Annotated in this window: 2 protein-coding genes; one reads left to right on the forward strand and one right to left on the reverse strand. The window is 66.4% G+C overall.

Going from position 1 to position 1,688, the window contains the following annotated elements; all coding sequences use genetic code 11:
* Window positions 1–399 (reverse strand): IS200/IS605 family transposase (gene tnpA / locus ACWCQ6_RS37155; protein WP_451096911.1); only part of this gene is annotated, 399 nt, incomplete at its 3' end.
* 27 nt (window positions 400–426) lie between these two features.
* Between tnpA and ACWCQ6_RS37160 the strand changes: the two genes are divergently transcribed.
* The gene (locus tag ACWCQ6_RS37160; RefSeq protein ID WP_451096913.1) at window positions 427–1,671 is read left to right on the forward strand and encodes an RNA-guided endonuclease InsQ/TnpB family protein; all 1,245 of its coding nucleotides are present in this window, start codon (window positions 427–429) and stop codon (window positions 1,669–1,671) included.
* Window positions 1,672–1,688 lie beyond the last annotated feature (17 nt).

The raw sequence follows: 1,688 nt of genomic DNA on the forward strand, positions 1-1,688 counted from the left end.
CTGCTCGATGTACTGGCGGACGATCGCCAACGGTGCTCCGCCGCACGATGCGGAGAAGTACGAGGGCGACCACAGGTGTCCGTGCATGATGGCGCGGTTGATCTGGCCGGTGAACTCCTGCCGTATCCGGCGGGCGGAGACGCCTTTGAGGCTGTTGACCAGCTTCGAGACGGCGACCTTGGGCGGGTAGTGCACCAGGAGGTGGACGTGGTCGCGTTCGCCGTTGAACTCCTTCAGCTCCGCTTCGAAGTCCTCGCAGACCTTGCGCATGATCTCTTCGCAGCGTGTCAGCATCTCGTCGCTGAACACTCCGCGCCGGTACTTCGTCACGAAGACCAAGTGCACATGCATCGCCGAAACCACGTGCCTGCCACGTCTGTAGTCGTTTTGCCCATACATGAGACCAATCGTAGTAAGGTCGTGGTCGTGCAGCTCCGCTACAACTACCGGGCCTACCCGGACGCCCCGCAGCGCCGTGCGCTGGCGAAAGCGTTCGGGTGCGCCCGCGTGGTGTGGAACGACTGCCTGCGCGACCGCAAGGAAGCACACGCGGCCGGACTGCCGTACGTGACATCGGCCGAGCTGTCCCGGCTTCGCATCACCCAGGCCAAGCGCACTGAGGAACGCGCCTGGCTTGCCGAGGTGTCGGCGGTCGTTCTGCAGCAGTCCCTGCGGGACCTGGACACCGCCTACAAGAACTTCTTCGACAGCGTCAAGGGCAAGCGGAAGGGCCGCAAGGTCGGCCCTCCCCGCTACAAGTCGAAGAGGGACACCCGGCAGTCGATCCGCCTCAACGCCAACGCCTTCTGCCTCCCCGGCGACGGCACGGTGTACGTGGCCAAGGTCGGCAGACTCAAGGTCACATGGTCCCGGCGCCTTCCAGCCGCCCCGACCTCCCTCACCGTCGTCAAAGACAGCTCCGGCCGGTACTTCCTCAGCTTCGTCGTGGACACCGAGCCCGACATCCTCCCGGAAGCGGAGACCGACGCCGGGATCGACCTCGGCCTGTCCGCCTTCGCGGTTCTCTCCGACGGCAGCAGGATCGACAGCCCCCGTTTCCTGCGCCGGGCGGAGAAGAAACTCAGGCGCCTTCAGCGGGAGCTGTCCCGCAAGGCCAAGGGATCGAAGAACCGGGCCAAGGCCCGTATCAAGGTCGCACGCCAGCACGCCAGGGTGGCCGACCGGCGCCGGGACTGGCACCACAAGGTATCCACACAGATCATTCGCGACAACCAAGCGGTGTACGTGGAAGACCTCGCGGTGTCCGGCCTCGGCCGTACCCGGCTCGCCAAGTCCGTGCACGACGCGGGATGGTCCGCGTTCGTCGGCATGCTGGAGTACAAGGCGGCTCTGCACGGACGCACCTTCGCCAAGGTCGACCGCACCTTCCCCTCCTCCCAGGTCTGCTCGGCCTGCGGACACCGGGACGGCCCCAAGCCCCTCCATGTCCGGGAGTGGACATGCGGCGAGTGCGGCACCGTGCACGACCGCGACCACAACGCAGCCCGTAACGTCCTCTCCGAAGGACGCCGAATCGTCGCCGCCGGACGGGCGGAGACACCAAACGCCTGTGGAGCGCCGGTAAGACGGGCATCCGTGCCCGCGCAGCGCGGTGAAGCAGGAAGCCCCCGGAAGGGTCGGACGACCCAGGCCGGAATCCCTGGACTTTAGGCCAGGGAGCACGTCAA

The organism is Streptomyces sp. NPDC001880 (genome assembly GCF_053594575.1).